Source organism: Cytobacillus sp. BC1816 (assembly GCF_051353635.1).
In the GTDB taxonomy this organism is placed as follows: domain Bacteria; phylum Bacillota; class Bacilli; order Bacillales; family Cytobacillaceae; genus Cytobacillus; species Cytobacillus oceanisediminis_C.
In genome coordinates this window covers 4719433-4736654 of record NZ_CP195611.1, presented here as the reverse complement: position 1 = coordinate 4736654, position 17222 = coordinate 4719433, and the positions used below count along the sequence as shown (strand labels likewise).

16 protein-coding genes, 1 pseudogene and 1 riboswitch are annotated in these 17222 nt (G+C 40.0%); of the genes and pseudogenes, 14 read left to right on the top strand and 3 right to left on the bottom strand.

Going from position 1 to position 17222, the window contains the following annotated elements; translation table 11 throughout:
- Positions 1-35: 35 nt before the first annotated feature.
- The 4 genes from cccB (at position 36) to ACR42H_RS24045 (ending at position 4057) form a co-directional block, all read left to right on the top strand.
- Complete coding sequence (cccB, locus tag ACR42H_RS24060) at positions 36-389, top strand: cytochrome c551 (protein WP_113883770.1); 354 nt, start codon at positions 36-38, stop codon at positions 387-389.
- Positions 390-962: 573 nt separating this feature from the next.
- Positions 963-1649, top strand: coding sequence for a cell division ATP-binding protein FtsE (gene ftsE, locus ACR42H_RS24055; RefSeq protein WP_009331896.1), 687 nt, complete (start codon positions 963-965; stop codon positions 1647-1649).
- Positions 1639-2532 (top strand): permease-like cell division protein FtsX, encoded by an 894-nt coding sequence (gene ftsX / locus ACR42H_RS24050; RefSeq protein ID WP_436373627.1) that lies wholly within the window; start codon positions 1639-1641, stop codon positions 2530-2532. Before ftsE ends, ftsX begins: the two co-directional genes overlap by 11 nt.
- Before the next feature lie 157 nt (positions 2533-2689).
- Positions 2690-4057: a murein hydrolase activator EnvC family protein gene (locus ACR42H_RS24045; protein ID WP_113883768.1), complete on the top strand. Its 1368-nt coding sequence runs from the start codon at positions 2690-2692 to the stop codon at positions 4055-4057.
- Between the two features lie 83 nt (positions 4058-4140).
- On the opposite strand, the gene ACR42H_RS24040 is transcribed toward ACR42H_RS24045, so the two are convergent.
- Entirely contained in the window at positions 4141-4965 is an 825-nt protein-coding gene (locus ACR42H_RS24040; protein WP_436373624.1) for a manganese catalase family protein, read from the bottom strand.
- 199 nt (positions 4966-5164) lie between these two features.
- On the opposite strand from ACR42H_RS24040, the gene ACR42H_RS24035 reads away from it, so the two are divergent.
- The 5 genes from ACR42H_RS24035 (at position 5165) to ACR42H_RS24015 (ending at position 11366) form a co-directional block, all read left to right on the top strand.
- The gene (locus ACR42H_RS24035; protein WP_113883859.1) at positions 5165-6616 is read left to right on the top strand and encodes a S41 family peptidase; all 1452 of its coding nucleotides are present in this window, start codon (positions 5165-5167) and stop codon (positions 6614-6616) included.
- A gap of 174 nt (positions 6617-6790) precedes the next feature.
- Positions 6791-7984 (top strand): PDZ domain-containing protein, encoded by a 1194-nt coding sequence (locus ACR42H_RS24030; protein WP_436373622.1) that lies wholly within the window; start codon positions 6791-6793, stop codon positions 7982-7984.
- A 332-nt stretch (positions 7985-8316) separates the two neighbouring features.
- A complete protein-coding gene (locus ACR42H_RS24025; RefSeq protein ID WP_113883764.1) occupies positions 8317-8916 on the top strand; it encodes an undecaprenyl-diphosphatase in 600 nt (199 codons plus the stop codon).
- 104 nt (positions 8917-9020) lie between these two features.
- A riboswitch (M-box (ykoK) riboswitch) is annotated at positions 9021-9186 on the top strand.
- A 199-nt stretch (positions 9187-9385) separates the two neighbouring features.
- On the top strand, positions 9386-10744 hold the full coding sequence (gene mgtE, locus ACR42H_RS24020; RefSeq protein WP_436373620.1) for a magnesium transporter: 1359 nt from the start codon (positions 9386-9388) through the stop codon (positions 10742-10744).
- 172 nt (positions 10745-10916) lie between these two features.
- On the top strand, positions 10917-11366 hold the full coding sequence (locus ACR42H_RS24015; protein ID WP_113883858.1) for a GNAT family N-acetyltransferase: 450 nt from the start codon (positions 10917-10919) through the stop codon (positions 11364-11366).
- A 226-nt stretch (positions 11367-11592) separates the two neighbouring features.
- On the opposite strand, the gene ACR42H_RS24010 is transcribed toward ACR42H_RS24015, so the two are convergent.
- Positions 11593-12159: an NADPH-dependent FMN reductase gene (locus ACR42H_RS24010; RefSeq protein ID WP_113883761.1), complete on the bottom strand. Its 567-nt coding sequence runs from the start codon at positions 12157-12159 to the stop codon at positions 11593-11595.
- A gap of 78 nt (positions 12160-12237) precedes the next feature.
- On the opposite strand from ACR42H_RS24010, the gene ACR42H_RS24005 reads away from it, so the two are divergent.
- From ACR42H_RS24005 to ACR42H_RS23985, 5 genes and pseudogenes are all read left to right on the top strand, one after another.
- On the top strand, positions 12238-13329 hold the full coding sequence (locus ACR42H_RS24005) for a low temperature requirement protein A (RefSeq protein WP_436373618.1): 1092 nt from the start codon (positions 12238-12240) through the stop codon (positions 13327-13329).
- A 646-nt stretch (positions 13330-13975) separates the two neighbouring features.
- The gene (locus ACR42H_RS24000) at positions 13976-14212 is read left to right on the top strand and encodes a DUF896 domain-containing protein (RefSeq protein ID WP_113883758.1); all 237 of its coding nucleotides are present in this window, start codon (positions 13976-13978) and stop codon (positions 14210-14212) included.
- 195 nt (positions 14213-14407) lie between these two features.
- Entirely contained in the window at positions 14408-14806 is a 399-nt protein-coding gene (locus tag ACR42H_RS23995; protein ID WP_113883757.1) for a DoxX family protein, read from the top strand.
- A 314-nt stretch (positions 14807-15120) separates the two neighbouring features.
- Entirely contained in the window at positions 15121-16059 is a 939-nt protein-coding gene (locus ACR42H_RS23990) for a ring-cleaving dioxygenase (protein ID WP_436373616.1), read from the top strand.
- A gap of 23 nt (positions 16060-16082) precedes the next feature.
- Positions 16083-16233: pseudogene (locus tag ACR42H_RS23985) on the top strand (flavin reductase family protein); the annotation flags it as partial.
- 655 nt (positions 16234-16888) lie between these two features.
- Here ACR42H_RS23985 and ACR42H_RS23980 read toward each other — a convergent pair.
- The gene (locus ACR42H_RS23980) at positions 16889-17026 is read right to left on the bottom strand and encodes a hypothetical protein (protein ID WP_166672525.1); all 138 of its coding nucleotides are present in this window, start codon (positions 17024-17026) and stop codon (positions 16889-16891) included.
- Positions 17027-17222 lie beyond the last annotated feature (196 nt).

The following is a 17222-nucleotide window of genomic DNA, read 5'->3' as shown; positions in this document are numbered from 1 at the left end:
TGTACTTAGTATTTTTTCCTGAGGGGGAATTATAGGTGAAAAAGAAGCTACTAGCATTACTGATGGGTACATCTTTAGTTCTTGCAGCCTGCGGCGGCGGAGACGATGCTGCTGAAGACAAGGACACTGCTACAAACGGCGGCGGTGAAACAACGACTGATACTGCTGATGCTGGTGATGCACAAAAGCTTTTTGAACAGAAATGTTCAAGCTGCCACGGTGCAAACCTTGAAGGCGGTGTAGGACCTGCACTAGATAAAATTGGTGCCAGCCTATCAAAGGAAGATATTGAAAACACAATTGCTAACGGTAAAGGAGCTATGCCTAAAGGATTGCTTCAGGGAGAAGAAGCTTCTGCAGTTGCATCCTGGCTAGCAGGCAAGAAATAATAGGGTTCAAAATAAAAACGTTCTGTTCAGCAGGGCGTTTTTATTTTTTCTGTCATCGTAAATTGGAGAGGAGAGTGCGAGACTCCGGGAGCAGTGGGACAGATGGGACCCAGTGCGGGAAGCGCCGATGAGGCTCAGCGCCCGCAAGAGGAAAGCGAGCATCCTGAAGCGTAAATCAACGGACTCCATTAAGGTGAAAAAACAACAATATATACAAGGCTATTTTCTTTACTGCTTGTGCTGAGGCAAAACAATATGTGACAAATATCGAGTGAATGCAATATGAAAAAAGAAGGAAAAATTCGTCGACTGAGCGATTAAAACGCTAGAATATTAATGAAACTCAGGAAAAAAGTAACATTAGTTAAAGGATTGAAAAGAAACTGTAATAATTTTTTCCGTTATTTTGACAACTTATGATGTTATAATGGGTTGTGTGAGAATTTTAGATGGCTAAATAGGCAGTATTTACAAGTATTTTGTCATCCTCTATGTCGAAAGGATGTCGTTTTTTAGCGAAAAAAGCCGTCTGTTATTTAATTCTTAATACACACTAGATGCTAGGTGATATATATGATCGATATGAAAGACGTCTATAAGAGATACCCCAATGGAGTTACAGCTGCCAGCGGGATTGATGTGCATATCAAACAAGGCGAGTTTGTTTATGTAGTAGGACCGAGTGGGGCCGGTAAATCCACTTTTATCAAAATGATGTACCGGGAAGAAAAGCCTTCGAGCGGAACGATAACCATTGATGGAGTGAACCTGGCTACATTAAAGAATGCAAAGGTACCGCTAATGCGCCGTAAAATAGGTGTCGTTTTCCAGGACTTTAAGCTGCTCCAGACATTGACTGTCTATGAGAATGTTGCTTTTGCTCTTGAGGTCATTGAAGAGCATCCAAAAAATATTAAAAAACAAGTCATGGAAACTTTGGACCTTGTAGGTTTAAAGCATAAGGCAAGAATGCTTCCGACCGAATTATCAGGCGGCGAGCAGCAGCGTGTTTCCATCGCCAGATCCATCGTAAATTCTCCTAAGGTCGTAATAGCGGACGAGCCTACAGGAAACCTTGACCCGGATACTTCGTGGGAAATCATGAACATTTTCGATGAAATCAACACGAGAGGAACGACTGTGGTCATGGCAACTCATAATAAAGAAATTGTTAACACGATTAAGCACCGCGTAATTGCCATTGAGGGCGGAAGGATTGTGCGTGACGAGCAAAGAGGTGATTACGGCTATGAAAGCTAGAACATTGGGCCGGCACTTCCGTGAAAGCTTTAAGAGCCTCGGACGGAATGGATGGATGACGTTTGCTTCGGCAAGTGCGGTGACAGTAACACTCATTTTGGTTGGCGTATTTTTCGTCATTATGATGAATCTCAACAAGGTGGCTACAACCATTGAAGAGGACGTGGAAATCCGCGTTCACATCGATGTTGCTGCAAATGAGCAGGATCAGGAAGATTTACGGCAAAAAATCGAAGGGATACCCGAAGTCAAAACAGTTGAATATTCAACTAAGGAAAAAGAGCTTGATAGTTTAATAGACAGCCTTGGTGAAGAAGGAGAAGCCTTTAAACTGTTCGAACAGGATAATCCGCTGAACGATGTATTTATCGTAAAGACGAAAAACCCGGCAGAAACAATGAAAGCAGCGAAGCAGATTGAAAAAATGGAATATGCCGCAAAAGTAAAATATGGGCAGGGGCAGGTTGAAAAGCTATTTAACTTTATCAATGCCGGCCGAAATGTTGGCCTTGTTTTGATTATCGGCCTATTATTTACTGCCATGTTCCTGATTTCCAATACGATTAAAATTACGATCATGTCGCGAAGAAAAGAAATTGAGATTATGAGACTGGTAGGAGCGACCAATTCCTTCATCAGATGGCCATTCTTCCTGGAAGGTTTATGGCTTGGATTGCTTGGATCGATTATTCCAATTGCACTTGTATCAACAGCCTATTATTATGCCTATGACTATTTGGCGCCAAAGCTTGAAGGGCACTTTATCAAGCTGCTGGAGTTTAGTCCGTTTGTCTATCAGATTTCCGGACTAATTATCCTGATGGGTGCACTCATTGGTGTATGGGGAAGCTTGATGTCAGTCAGAAAGTTCCTGAAAGTATAAAACCAGCTTAGAAGGCCCTGCGGGGGGAACCTGTCCAGGCGCCTTCAAGCCTCATAATAATAGACGATTCAGCAGTGTTAAATGTTTCAGACATAGTTAAAAAAATAGAACGATTGACCTGTACATATGGTGTTCATTGAAAGGAGAAATCGGAAAATTGAAGAAATCCATCATCACATTATCACTGGCTGCCATTTTGGGATTTGGCAGCGCAACAGTCGGACTGCCTCTCGAAAAGGCGTCTGCAGCAAATAAACTAAACGATCTAAACAGCCAAAAGGATAAAATTAACCAGCAGCGTTCAGGAGTAGAATCGAAGATTACCGATACAGATAAAAAGATTAACGAAAACCAGGGCGAGCAGCAGTCTGTACAAAGTGAGATTGAGCGCCTTGATAAAGCCATCAGTGATGCTTTAGCAAAGATTGAAGAGAAAAACGGCCAGATTGCAGAAACCAAAAAGGAAATTGAAAAATTAGAAGCCGAAATTAAAGTATTAGTAGAGCGCATCAAAAAGCGAAATGAACTATTAAAAGATCGTGCCCGCAACTACCAGGAGACTGGCGGAATGGTGAGCTATATTGATGTTTTAATGGGTGCGCAAAGCTTTGGAGATTTTGTTGAACGCGTTGGAGCAGTTGCAACAATCGTAGAAGCTGACCAGGATATTCTAAAAGCGCATCAGGCGGATAAAGACGAGCTGGAGAAAAAACAGGCTCAGGTAAAAGAAGAGCTTGCCTCTTTAGAAAAAATGCGTGCAGAGCTTGAAAGCATGAAAAAGAACTTAAATGCCCAAAAGGCAGAGAAAGATAAACTGCTTGCATCCCTAAAGCATGAAGAAGAGGAAATGCATGCTCATAAGCTTGAACTAGCAGAAGAAAATGAAATTCTTGCGGCCCAGGAAGCAGCAATTCAAAAAGCAATCAAGCTCGAGCAGGAAAGACAAGCTGAAGCAGCAAGACAAGCTGAGGCAGCAAGACAAGCTGAATTGGCAAAACAGAAAGCTGCCCAGGAAGCGGCTAAAAAGAGCAGCTCATCGTCAGCAGGCAGTTCATCAGCAGGAAGCAGTTCATCATCTGACAGTGGATTATCAAGCAGCCCGCAGGTTTCTGCACCTTCTGTTTCAAGCGGCGCCTGGACAAAGCCAGCTGCAGGAAGACTTTCTTCAGGTTTTGGCGGCCGTTCATTAGGCGAGCACTATGGTGTTGATATAGCATCAGGCGGTACAGTGCCAATTGTGGCAGCTGCAGATGGTGTCGTAATCCGTTCATACTATTCAAGCAGCTACGGAAATGCCATTTTCATTGCCCACTCTATAGGCGGACAAACTTATACAACAGTATACGCTCATATGAGAAGCCGTTCAGTAGGCTCTGGCCAGACTGTTTCTAAAGGCCAGCAAATCGGTATCATGGGTAATACTGGACAATCTTATGGCCAGCATCTGCACTTTGAACTTCACAGAGGTTCTTGGAATGCAGCAAAATCAAATGCGATTAATCCTGTAGGCATTGTGCCTCTATAAAAAATAGTGAAAGTGGAAGGAGCTAAGCTTCTTCCACTTTTCTTTTACCCGTCAAGCAGGTCTTTAATCCTATTATTAGCGTTTTATTTTACGTTTGGAGGAGTGTCATGAATATATGGAGGTGCCGGCTTCAGCTTAGGTGCTGGAGCAAAAGGCGGAACTTCCTGCATGTATTGGAAGGTTCCCTGGCCATCCATGCTCCGACCTTGAGCCCAGCGGCCCTGGCTGCTTTCATCTCCTCTTGAAAGGTTCATAAATACATAGGAAAACTCTTCTTTTTCAAGCTCCTTCGGGAATGTGCTTGGCACGGTTTTCCCTTCCTGGGCTTCAAGCTCTTTTATCGCAGCAAGCCATGGGTTCTGATGCATGCGATCACGGGCAATTAAGTAGGCCAGCATGTCCTTGACACCGCGGTCATCAGTCATTTCATACAGACGGACTGCCTGCAGACGTCCCTGGGAATCGGCATTCAGGTTTGCACGAAAATCAGCCAGCAGGTTGCCGCTGTCTACGATGTATCCACCCTGCCAAGGGACGCCGACCCTATTGACAGGCATGGCACCAAGACCGGAAACAATCACATGCTGCGGGTTCATTCCGCCCAAAATCGCAGCGAGAAGGGGTTCCTGGGCCGCTTTTTCCTGCTCTTTTACAGGAGCGCCATCCAGCAAGCGCGCAATCATGGTGGCAAGCATTTCAATATGGGCAAATTTTCCGGTCCCCGTATCCATTAATAAATCCCGATATTTATCATGCTTTCGTGCTCCCCAGCCCTGAAATAAATACTGCATGGCCACAGACATTTCCTCAAATTGTCCGCCAATCAGCTCCTGCAGCTTTTTAGCATTAACCCAGTCTGGTTTATCCGGCTTGGCATTGTATTGAAGTTCTTTAATATGATAGAACATTTGCACACACCCTTTATGTGAAATTCCCCTTTATATATTCTTAAATTGAGATATTGAGCATATGCCTAACCTGATTATTGAAAACATAACTTGTCCTTATCCTGCATAGGATGTGATGAGCAAGGTCATTCCATCATCCATGATGGAAAGTTTCTATAAAGGCCTAAGAGACCGCTGCAAAATAGAAAGGGAGATGAAGATGAGCAGAAAATGGATCGCCGTTCTGATGACGGGATCTTTGCTGACAGGAGCTGGCGGTACATATGCAGGCATGCAGTGGCTGGCAAAGGAAGCTCCGCAGACAGGGGCCGGAAATCAATTAATAGATTCTAAGGAAGACGGAATACAAATTGAAAAAGAGAAAATCGAAAAGATGGAAACGGCCTATCAGTTAATTTTAAGTAGCTATGTGGAAAAAGTAGAGGAAAAGCAGCTCGTGGAAGGAGCTATCCAGGGCATGCTAGCCACCCTTGAAGATCCTTACTCTGTTTATATGGATGAAGAAACAGCAAAACAATTCAGTGATACACTGGAATCTTCTTTTGAAGGAATCGGGGCAGAGGTCAGCATGGTGGAAGGTAAGATAATCATTGTTGCACCATTTAAAGATTCACCAGCTGAAAAAGCAGGGCTTAAGCCGAAAGATGAAATTTTAAAAGTGGATGGGGAAAGTGTAGAGGGTCTTGATTTATATAAAGCTACCATGAAGATCCGCGGGAAAAAAGGAACAAAAGTAAAACTTGAAATAGCGCGCCAGGGACTGAAGGCACCTTTAAAGGTAGAAGTTAAAAGAGATGAGATTCCACAAATCTCAGTATACTCGGAAATCAAGAAGCAAAGAGGAAAGAATGTAGGATATCTGGAAATCACCTCATTTTCCGAAGAGACATCCAAGGAATTTGCCAAACAGCTGAGTGAAATGGAGAAGGAAGGGATTGACGGTCTAGTAATCGATGTGCGCGGAAATCCCGGAGGCCTCCTGACATCAGTACAGGAAATCCTGAAGGAATTGGTTACGGCTGATAAGCCATATCTGCAGATAGAAAAACGGGATGGAGAAAAAATGAGGTATTTTTCCACACTTGAAAAGCCTAAAAGCTATCCGATTGCTGTACTTGTTGATAAAGGGAGTGCATCTGCATCGGAGATTCTTGCCGGCGCTTTAAAGGAAGCGCAGGGTTATGCCATAATCGGTGAAAATTCATTTGGGAAGGGTACTGTTCAGCAGCCTGTTCCGATGGGAGATGGCAGCAATATCAAGCTTACTTTGTTTAAATGGCTGACACCGGACGGAAACTGGATCCATAACAAGGGAATCAAGCCAACCCTCGAGGTCAAACAGCCAGACATCTACCAAACACATCCTTTGCAGGTGGAGAAGCCTTTGGCCATCGATATGAATAATGAAATGGTGAAGAATGCACAGGAAATTCTGGCAGGCCTTGGATATGCTCCTGGACGGACAGATGGCTACTTCAATGATTCTACCTCAGCCGCTGTAAAAGCATTTCAGAAGCAAAAAGAGCTTGAAGCATCCGGCCGGATAGACAAGAAAACTGCAGCAGCGCTTGAACAAGCCGCCATTGAGGAAATGAAGAAAGAGCAGAATGACCTTCAGCTGCAAACAGCTCTGAGATATATAGCAAGATAGCGGATTCTGTAGAAAGCAAGCTTTCTTTAGCAGGAGGGATTTACCTTCTGCTATTTTTGTATTTGAGCCAGATTGTAATAGGTTTTGGAAGGAGCTTTTGGTAGAATATAGAGTAATAGAGTTTTTTTTGTTACATAATTCATGAGAATTTATTAATAGAGGCTGGTGGCAAGTTTGATAGAGGAGTGGATCTTTGAGTTTTTAAAAGGAACAGGAAAACTGCTGCTGAATCCGGTATTTTATTACCTGTTTTTTGCAGCTGCATTTTTGGGAGTTTCCCGTGTAAAGCGTGAGCGCAAAGACTTTTCTGTTCGTGCTGAAAATGCTTATTATGAGCTGAGGCAGCTTCTTCCTCTGGGGATCCTGGCAGGTCTATCAGTGAGTGTTGTGATGGTTGGAGCAGGACTTGTCGTACCAGTGGAAACGATTGTCTTTACTGCTGCTCTTACGTTCCTGTGGAGCTTTACGGCAAAAGTGAGATGGATGGCGCCTGTTTATACGCTGGGCTTTGCATTTTTCGCAACAATGTTTGCTGCTGAACAGAAATGGCCATTGCCATCATTCGCCCAGTCGGAAGCAGACCTTGACTCTTCCATATTTCCGTCCATCGCTGTTCTCCTGGCTCTTCTTGTTATGGCAGAAGGCTTCCTGGTTATAAGAAACGGCCGGAAAGGGACATCTCCCAGGCTTGTAAAGAGTAAGCGGGGCCAGACGATCGGCATTCATGAATCAAAAAGAATCTGGATGGTGCCTGTGTTTCTCCTTATTCCCGGTCAGGCACTGCAGCTGCCGTTTGATTGGTGGCCAGCGATCCCGATTGGCGGGGAGACGTATTCCCTCATTCTTGTCCCTTTTTCGATAGGTTTTTACCAGCGGATTCAGGGCACGCTTCCTAAAGAGGCAACAGCATTGCTAGGACAAAGAATCTGCGTTTTTGGCGTACTTCTTTTGCTGATTTCATCTGCAGGCTACTGGTATCCGCTTGCTTCTGTGGGTGCAGCCGCACTGGCTATCATTGGGCGTGAATTCATCTCTCTCCGCCAGAGAATGGCAGAGGATCAGGCACCGTTTTACTTTTCCAAGCGCAATCAGGGTATCATAATACTTGGAGTAGTTCCGGATTCACCAGCTTATAAAATGTCTCTGCAAGTGGGAGAGGTTGTTACAAAAGTCAATGGTGTGAAGACCCAAGATGAAAAAGGCTTCTATGAAGCGCTGCAAAAAAACGGGGCTCATTGCAAACTTGAGGTTCTTGATGTGAACGGCCAGGTTCGGTTCGTGCAGCGCGCTCTTTATGAAGGTGATCATCATGAACTTGGATTGCTGTTTGTACAGGAAGAGAAGAAATGGGATAGTGAAGCGGTATAAGTATTATCTTTCATTATCGGCCGGAATACGTACTTTATCCTCCGGAAAGACTTTCAGAGATCCTTCATTAATTTTATTGAAGGGTCTTTTTTCTTTTAAATATGTGAAGTGTTGTACTGAAACTAACGGGGCGGTTAGTTTAGATTATACTCAAGACGGAGCCAAAATGCTTTATTGCTGTGTTCATTATGCAAGTCTGGTTCAGCTTCTGATGCCAAAAGCTGCGTCATATTACACAATTGTTAGATTCATGTAAGGTAAATCGATTTTTTACAAATAAAAGATTGTCTATACTTCTTTCATAGGGATGAAACAGGAAGGAAGTAAAAATTATGGATTTAACTCAAATGAACGTGGAACTGTTTAGGATCATTAATGATTTCGGTAAAGAACATACATATTTAAACCATACTTTCATATTTTTAGCTGAGTATATGGTATTTGTTCTTGGGTTAATGGCTTTAATTTTCTGGTTTACCAGGAGAAAAGAAAACAGGTTCATGATTATCTCGGCTGCTATCGCCTTTATTGCTGCTGAGATTGTCGGTAAAATTGCCGGAAAGTTCCATTCAAACCATCAGCCATTTGCAGAATTATCTAATGTAAACAAATTAATAGAGAAAGCAGTAGATAATTCCTTTCCAAGTGATCATACCATTTTATTCTTTGCATTTTGTACGACTTTTTTCATCTATCAAAAAAGATGGGGATATCTTTGGATCAGCATTGCCCTTTTGGTTGGCATTTCCCGTATATGGGTGGGGGTTCACTACCCTGCAGATATCTTGGCTGGAGCGTTAATAAGCATTGTTTCGGCAATAATCGTTTCTTATATTGTCCCCCGTCTCGACTTTATAGAAAAGTTTCTATTGCTTTATGAAAAAGGGGAAAAACACTTTTTTCCTGGCAGGGACAGGTCCAGAGACTTATAAATGAATGCTAATGATACGCTAAATAAGAAAGAATTAGAAAAAGTTAATTTTATAAAAAGTGTTTACTTTTAATGAAAAATCCAGTAGATTGAATTTTGTAAACTGAATAACCTCGTTAGGTGAGGCTCCTGTGTTGGAGATATGCTGCTGCCCAAAAATGTCGAAAGACGCCAATGGGTCAACAGAAACCATCGACTTAAGGTGGTTTTTAATGTAGCTGGCTTTGTCCTATGCCACACAGTGCTAAAGCTCTACGAATGGAGGAACAGAATAACCAGGTTTGTTATTCTTATTTTGTCATCTTTAAACCTGCACCTTCATTCAAACATGAAGGTGTTTTTTTATCTTTCCGGGAGGTGAGGAGTAATGGAAAATGACCCCTGCTCAAAACATCATGAAAATAGAATGCATCTAAAAGAATGTGATAAGGGACATGATCCCTTGTTCCTTTCAGAAGGAGTGACAAAAAATGAAGATAAACATGCAAGCAGATCAAATAACTCTTCAAATCATAAAGTCTTTAAAAGAAGGAAAAAAGAAAGAATTTCATGGGATTTTAGAAGAACTCCAGCCTTATGATATTGCAAGAGTATTCGAGGGGCTCCCAGAAAAACATCACACACGCTTCCTGTTATTGCTTTCTCCTAAACAAATCGCTGACTTAATACAAGAGCTGGAAAAACCATTTCAGCTGGAGATTCTCGCTAAACTAGGAATAGAAAAGTCAGGCCACGTTATGGACTTAATGGATAATGATGATTTGGCTTCTTTACTTGAAGACTTATCCCCTGCCAAATTAGAGGAACTCCTTTCAGGTATGAAGGAGGAAGAGTCCCAAATTGTTCAAAACATCATGAACTATCCTCCTGAAACAGCAGGGCGATTGATGACTAACCGTTTTGTCTGGATACCTCAGCATTTCACTGTTCGAGAGACAGTAGACAAGTTAAAAGGGTTTGCTGAGTACTCAGAAACAATAAATTACTTATATGTCATTGATCACGATAAGAAGCTTGTTGGAGTAGTATCCTACCGAGATTTAATCCTGGCCGATGAAAAGGAAAAAATTCACGATATTATGTATAGCCGAGTCATTTCTGTTTCAGCAGAATCCGACCAGGAGGAAGCAGCCCGCATCATCGAGCGTTATGATTTCTTAGCAATTCCTGTTGTGGAAAGGAATAACCAGCTGGTAGGGATTGTTACGGTAGACGATATTATTGATGTTGTTATAAGAGAGGCAAATGAAGATATTGAGAAGCTTTCAGCATCAGGTAAAGCCATTGATTTTGAGACGAAGGCATTTGTTGCAGCCTATCGCCGTCTTCCCTGGCTCATTTTACTTTTATTTATTGGCATAGTTTCCGGAACAATAATTAGCGGTTTTGAAGAAACGCTGTCAAAAGCAGTGGCTTTAGCATTCTTTATGCCCATGATAGCAGGTATGACAGGAAATACAGGCACCCAATCTTTAGCTGTTGTCGTAAGAGGGCTGGTTACCCGTGATATTGACAAAGGGGTGGTTTTCAGGCTTATTTTTAGAGAGTTAAAAGTTGGCCTGATCATTGGATTTATTTGCGGAATATTAATATCCATCATTGCACTTGTTTGGCAAGGAAATGCTGTTTTAGGGGTAGTGGTTGGAAGCTCGTTGGTTATGACTCTAATCATTGGAACTTTAGCTGGCACTATCATTCCAATCATTCTTTATAAATTTAATATTGACCCTGCTGTGGCTTCAGGTCCATTGATTACAACACTGAATGACATACTCTCATTACTTATTTACTTTGGAATTGCCACAATGTTTATTTCAAAATTGATGTAGGTAAATGCATTGTCTGGATCATGTATTTATCAAGACTCGAAACTAATGAGTGTAGAGTTGAATGCAGCTTATTTTTTATTGAACCAAAGGGGCAGATTTATGGAAACAGGATTTATAATTGAGCATGAAGAATACATTTCCGATACAATCCATTGTTAGGAGTGATTAGATGTTGAACTATCGCAGAGCAAACCTGAACGATATTGAAAAAATGGTTGAACTAAGAAAAATACAATTAATTGATGAGGGGTTAGAACCAAATATTGATATTGATAAGGAACTATTAGTTTTCTTTAGAGATAAGTTAAGTGAGGGCAGGCTTATCCAATGGCTTGTAGAAGATGATGAAGAAATTATAGCTTGTGGTGCAGTGATTTTTTATGATTTCCCACCTAGCTATACCAATAAAACTGGGAAAAAAGCATACATTGCAAATATGTACACTAACGAAAATTACCGAGGTCAAGGCATTGCAAAAAATCTATTATCAAAATTAGTAGAAGAGGTAAAATTATATGGTATATCAAGAATCTGGCTTGGTGCATCAGATATGGGAAGGCCTTTATATAAGAAGTTTGGGTTTAAGGAAGCTGACGGATTTTTAGAATTAAATATTATTTAATAGTCTTGGAGGATAGAAGGCAATTCCCATTAAGCATTGCTTTTTCTTATTCGATACAAGGGACAGTTTAGTCTTTAGCTCTGATTCCGAGCAAAATTGGATTATACAGAATAAGTAAAAAATGAGAGATAAAAACAGTAAGTATTCAACATGGGTGATGGCTTGATAAAATAGGAAGGGGAAATAAAAAGCTGCAGATTTTCGCTGCAGCTAAAAATGGAAGAATCTATTTAGTTTCTAAGCTAGAAATATTACTAATCCATAGACGAAATTGTTGTAAATACACTTGAAGATATCTTTTCGTTTTTTCATCAGCAAGAACCTTTTGATCGGTATCAATCTTTTCATGTACTTGGGAGATCAGCACTTTCTGAAATGGAAGAACATGTGCCTGAATAGTTTCAAGTGTTTGTCTGATTTGCATCTGGGAAAAAGCGGTTCCTAAACCTCCAGGGGTAGCTCCAATGACACCGACTGGTTTTCTATGTAGAACTGAGGACTTTGAAGGTCTGGATGCCCAATCAAGAGCATTTTTTAATACACCTGGAATGCCGGAATTGTATTCTGGGCTAACGATAATGAGACCATCAACTTCCTCAATAGAAGACTTAAATAATGAGACAGACTTTGGATCACCGCCTGCTTCTAAATCTTCATTAAATAAAGGAAGATCATTTAGCTCGATCCATCGAAATTCGATGGAATCATCCATGGTCGTCAATGCCTGTGCAATAATTCGATTATATGAACCTTTTCTTAAACTTCCACATATTAGGCCGATCGTTTGGGTCATGGAATATTCCCTCTTTCTTTTAAATTATTTTTATCATACTATAGGTAACTAGAGAATAGAAAGGGGAATAAAGACAATATGGAGGAAAAGAGAGTTACGTGGTTAGAGCTTTTTTATGATTTACTGTACGTGGCAGCTGTTGCAACTGCGACTCATGTGTTACTTCACGTTGAAGAGGGAATAATACATCCAGAATATTTATTAAAATTTGTATTAATTTTTATTCCTATCTGGTGGGCTTGGGTTGGGCAAACCATGTTTATTAACCGGTTTGGACAAGACCTATTTCATCAAAGGTTATTTTTGATCCTTCAAATGCTATTTGTGCTGATCATGACATCCAGCCTGTCAGTTGATTTTGATCCTTATTATCTTTCTTTTTTAATTGGTTATATTGGCGTTAGAGCCGTGACTGCGATTCAATACCTTGTTGTCCAGCGCATAGAAGATGGAGAACGGAAAAAAGTAGCGCTATATTTGGGCAGGTATTTTTGGATCGGAATCAGTATTTCATTATTCTCCGTCTTTTTTGATTCCTGGATTCGATATGTTGTTTTATATGCGGGAATCATGATCGATATTATTGTCCCCATGTTTGGACGGAGGTATTTGGCAAAGGTTCCTACAAATACGGCCCATCTGTTAGAGCGGTTTGGCCTATTTACCATCATTCTCTTTGGTGAAGCCCTTGTCAGTACCCTTGCAGTAATTCAACCTCAAAAAGGAAATTGGAATTCAATCGGCTTTTCCATCATTTCATTTATCCTAATCATATCCATGTGGTGGCAGTATTTTGATAATGTGGAAAAGAAAGTGGACAAGTCAATCCAGACTGCAGGTCAAACCATTTTATATGGACATCTGTTTATTTTAATGACTTTGAGCATGATTGCAGCATCCGTCAAGCTGCTGTTTTTACATGAGGTCCATTATTCATTTATATTATATTTTGTGTTTGGTGCTGTATTGCTCTATTTCATTGCAACTTCTCTCGTTTTTCATCGATTCAGGTATAAAAATAACCGTTTGAAATTTTACCATTTAGGATTATTTATAGGAATTCTAGCAGCGTTTTTTATTTTGGATTTGATAGTAGTGGTCCCAAACATTGTCATAATGGGGGAATTAGCCTTGTTTTTTATCATCTATGCTAAATTAACCACTACTTAAATATAATCCAGATAATTCCCCGTATACCCCTCTATTATTTGATTTTTACTCCCTATCCTTTGATGGGGAGTGTCAATATTTGATTTCCTTTCACTAACATTGAACATATCTGATTCGCGTATTTGATGCCCAAACCCGGAATTCTGCCTTGCTCCCTGGCTTTATCTCCCCCAACCGTAAAATATTGTTTCAATAGAACAATCTGAACAGGATGACTAAATAAGCTTATAAACATACCTAAGGAGAGAATCCTCTATTCGCATATATAGGTATGCGTATAGAACCTATACTTCAGGATTGCAATATCTTCAAAGGAAGATAAAACATGAGTCCTATAATTTTGAAGACCCTTTACCTGAAAATTAGGTAAACCCTAAATACAAAGCAGAATAAACGATAAATGCAAGTAATTAAATTTCGTTCTTTTGAGGCTTATTTTTTGAAATTATTTTTAGTTACTTCAAATTATAGTCCACCACGAATTTTTTAAAGAAATCAAAATTTCTATGCAGCAGAAAAAAATCAACAGATGTATGTTGACATATCAAATGAAATATATTATCTTTAATTCAAGATATATTAATTAAAGAAGTTTGAATTAAAGATTATTTCGCAACGTAAAATTTAGTTGAAAGGAGTAATTCTAATGAATGAAATATTAAAAAGAATAAATGAACTCGCATTTAAGAGAAAGACAGAGGGATTAACACAATATGAAAATGCTGAAATAGCCAATTTACGCAGTCAATACATTCAAGAATTTCGCGGATCGATGGAAGAACTGTTATTAAACACAACCATCATTGACCCTAAAGGAGATGATGTAACTCCGAAAAAGTTAAAAAAAGCCCAGGCAAAACAAAGAATGAAACCAATATGGTAAATTGCGGGTATCAGGGTTACTAGACAAAGTAAAATAAAAAGATATTCAGGAGTTAATTGACGATATGTTTAGATCTTTAAATTCGGAGGAGTCAGAGGCATTAATCAAGCATCTGGAAAAAGCAAGAAAAAAACCAATGAGTTTTTTTGTAAAGTATCTCGAATTCGAGATAAATAATATTAGGAGGATTAAAAAATGATGGATTTAGGTTTATTAATTATTAGGTTGGTAATTGGGGTATTATTTATTGGTCATGGTACTCAAAAATTGTTTGGCTGGTTCGGGGGTCATGGATTAAAAGGTACTGGTGGCTGGTTTGAATCAATAGGGATGAAGCCGGGAGTAATGATGGCCTTTTTCGCTGGATTAGCAGAATTACTTGGGGGGATTTTGTTTTCAATAGGACTTTTAACCCCGCTCGCAGCACTAATGATTGCAGGAACCATGGTTATGGCAATTGTAAAGGTGCATGGTCCAAATGGGTTGTGGGCAACATCTAATGGATATGAATATAATCTAACTTTGCTTGCTGTAGCCATTGGTATTGCACTAATTGGCCCAGGTCGATATGCATTAGATTTCTTATTATTCTAATTTATCCCGAGTTAAAACCTATTTAAGTTAATTTGTTTTCGTTAGGTTTGTAGTTTTCGAATAGATACCTAACTTACCGACTAAGTTAATTGTAACGGAGGGCACTTGGCTCCAGCGGGAAGAGAGGAAGTGGAAGCCCTCCCAGGCGAAGAGCCGAGAAGGGCTCTGATTCTTCCCCGCGGAAGGCAAGTACCCGAAGCGGAAATCCTCGGGCAGAATTTATTCATATAAACAACAATTTATAAAAAGGAATTAAAGTCTTGTCAATGAGATGAATAAAGGAACCAGTCCAATCTTAAAGGAGTGTCGAAAAGATGGGTAAAAAAACAATGGGTATTCATCATATAACTGCAATCGTTGGTCATCCTCAAGAAAATGCAGATTTCTATGCAGGAGTTTTAGGTTTGCGCTTAGTCAAACAAACAGTCAACTTTGATGATCCGGGCACATATCATCTTTACTTCGGAAATGAGAGTGGTAAGCCAGGAACAATCATAACTTTTTTTCCTTGGGCAGGTGCCCGTCAAGGGGTTATTGGCGATGGCCAGGTAGGAGTTACTTCGTATGTTGTTCCGTTAGGTGCCATGAAGTTTTGGGAAGAAAGGCTCGAAAAGTTTAAGGTTCCTTATACAAAAATGGAACGTTTTGGCGAGCGGTATTTGGAATTTGATGATCCTCACGGACTTCATTTGGAGATTGTTGAAAGAGAAGAAGGGGAAGCAAATTCTTGGACATTCGGGGAGTTTACCCCTGAAACATCTATAAAAGGATTCGGAGGAGCAACCCTCTTATCAACTCAGCCCGCGAAGACTTCTGATCTGCTGGAAAACATTATGGGGCTTGAAGTCGTTAGCCAAGAAGGGGATTTTATCCGTTATCGTTCTTCTGCTGATATTGGAAATATCATCGATCTTAAATTAACTCCAATTGGACGGGGGCGAATGGGTGTGGGAACCGTGCATCATATTGCCTGGAGGGCAATCGATGATCAAGACCAATTGGATTGGCAAAAGTATGTTGCAGATAATGGATATGGGGTCACACCAGTACAAGACAGAAACTACTTTAATGCTATTTATTTTAGGGAACATGGAGAAATCTTATTGGAAATTGCTACAGATCCTCCAGGATTTTCCCATGATGAATCCCAGGAAACAATGGGCGAGAAGTTAATGCTGCCTGAACAGTATGAGACACAAAGGGATAAAATAGAAAGAGATCTTATTCCGTTTACAGTCAGAGAATTGGATTGAATTTAATAGAGGTGATTCCCTATATGCTTTCAATTGACCTATTCAACAATAGTGAAAAGAATATTACAAATTTTTAATAGGTCAAAGCCCATAGCTTTTGTAACAACTATCTCAAAGAAAGGTATATTGAATGGGGCTCCATTCAGTTGCTTTAATATCGTAACACCAAATCCCCACCCTTAGCAATTCAAAGAAAAGATGATCAACAAGCTCTGTTCGTTACGAATCGAGAATTGTAAATAGTATTAAGTGGTGTGAGAGATGAATTTTGGCGGATGGGCTGCAATTGGAATTGCGGTTGCAGCAGCTCTAGGTTTTTTGATAAAAAAATAAGACAAATAAAATGACTAATTCGGATTTCCTAAAAGTAGATTCTCATAAGGCTGCCATTCTCTAAGGGCAGCTTTCTTCATGTCAAACGGGGCAGTTTAGCAGAAGAATAATGTTATTGGATTCAGGATGGCGTTCTACCTCCAGATGTAATACCAATTAAGTGAAGATTATATTGATTTATTTTTGAATATGAATACTGCTTTTTAACAAAAAGGGCAGCATTCCCTTAAACAGCGGGGGCTATTGTTAAAGAAGGCAGTTCCAAAAAAGTTATTCCGTTTGTTATAGATAAAACTAGTTAGCAGGTATCTAATTCTGCGAAATTAGAATAACGGTACAATGTAAAACAGTGAGATTATAAGGGGCCATTCCGGAAAATAACGAAAAATAAAGAAGCTTAAAAATAACTTCTAAAACCAGTATATCAGCCAATGAATGCTGGTTTTTTGTTCATCAAGGGAGGTAAGAAAGCAGCTGGATTCTAATTTATAGCTGATTAGAGTAAGTTCTGGACAGCATTCTGGATGAGAAGGATATCATTAAAAATTTGTTTTTTTATCCTTGCATTCTTACAGCGATTCAATTCGCCATTCAGTAATACGAGTTCCTTCTTGAAAATGTCTATTGTACTCATGTGTCTGTTCACTCCTGGCTTTTAAGAGGGGGAAGTTTGTGATTTATAGTCTTTCATACCCTGTTTCGGGGTTTAAAAACCACAAAATGGGATATTTATGAGTGAATATAACTAATTAAAGGTTGTGTGATTCTTAAATTATATGGATCATTTTTTCCGAAACCTTTTCAATTTCTAATCGTAATAGAAGTAGCAT

Bases quoted from the DNA above. Each gene is read 5' to 3' on its own strand.
- ftsE (WP_009331896.1), top strand. From the start codon at position 963: ATGATCGATATGAAAGACGTCTATAAGAGATACCCCAATGGAGTTACA.
- ftsX (WP_436373627.1), top strand. From the start codon at position 1,639: ATGAAAGCTAGAACATTGGGCCGGCACTTCCGTGAAAGCTTTAAGAGC.
- ACR42H_RS24040 (WP_436373624.1), bottom strand. From the start codon at position 4,965: ATGTTCTATCATATTAAAGAACTTCAATACAATGCCAAGCCGGATAAA.
- ACR42H_RS24035 (WP_113883859.1), top strand. From the start codon at position 5,165: ATGAGCAGAAAATGGATCGCCGTTCTGATGACGGGATCTTTGCTGACA.
- ACR42H_RS24025 (WP_113883764.1), top strand. From the start codon at position 8,317: ATGGATTTAACTCAAATGAACGTGGAACTGTTTAGGATCATTAATGAT.
- mgtE (WP_436373620.1), top strand. From the start codon at position 9,386: ATGAAGATAAACATGCAAGCAGATCAAATAACTCTTCAAATCATAAAG.
- ACR42H_RS24010 (WP_113883761.1), bottom strand. From the start codon at position 12,159: ATGACCCAAACGATCGGCCTAATATGTGGAAGTTTAAGAAAAGGTTCA.
- ACR42H_RS24005 (WP_436373618.1), top strand. From the start codon at position 12,238: ATGGAGGAAAAGAGAGTTACGTGGTTAGAGCTTTTTTATGATTTACTG.
- ACR42H_RS24000 (WP_113883758.1), top strand. From the start codon at position 13,976: ATGAATGAAATATTAAAAAGAATAAATGAACTCGCATTTAAGAGAAAG.
- ACR42H_RS23995 (WP_113883757.1), top strand. From the start codon at position 14,408: ATGATGGATTTAGGTTTATTAATTATTAGGTTGGTAATTGGGGTATTA.
- ACR42H_RS23990 (WP_436373616.1), top strand. From the start codon at position 15,121: ATGGGTAAAAAAACAATGGGTATTCATCATATAACTGCAATCGTTGGT.
- ACR42H_RS23980 (WP_166672525.1), bottom strand. From the start codon at position 17,026: ATGAGTACAATAGACATTTTCAAGAAGGAACTCGTATTACTGAATGGC.